1 protein-coding gene is annotated in these 408 nt (G+C 47.1%); it reads left to right on the top strand.

Features of this window, described 5'->3' with window-relative positions; all coding sequences use genetic code 11:
- The coding region (locus tag RVS70_RS22885; protein ID WP_321135039.1) for a toxic anion resistance protein at positions 1–408 on the top strand (408 nt) is incomplete at both ends.

Below are 408 nucleotides of genomic sequence, written 5' to 3'. Positions count from 1 at the left end.
ACTATATGGAGCTTGAAAAATACGTCGTTGCCGGGCAGATGAAACTGGAAGAGATGCAGTCGATCCTTCCTTCATATGAGGAAAAAGCGGCAAGCGGAAACCAGCTGGCGCAAATGCAGCTTGATACGTTGCGCAACGGTATTCAGGAGCTTGAGGAACGGGTGTATGATCTGGATATGGCACGGATGGTGGCTCTTCAAACCGCACCACAAATCCGTCTCCTGCAGCGCGGAAACGCAAAGCTGATCGGGAAAATCAATTCCGCGTTTATCATTACCATTCCGATTTTCAAAAACGGCATAATTCAGGCTGTTACTGTGAAACGCCAAAAGCTTGTGACTGATTATATGAGCGAGCTTGACCGCCGGACAAACGAGATGCTAAAACAAAATGCTAAAAACATCTCGA

It is taken from the genome of Virgibacillus sp. M23 (assembly GCF_034190895.1).
Classification (GTDB): Bacteria; Bacillota; Bacilli; order Bacillales; family Amphibacillaceae; genus Virgibacillus; species Virgibacillus salarius.
The sequence above is the reverse complement of the archived record's forward strand: the minus strand, read 5'-3'. Positions and strand labels throughout refer to the sequence as shown.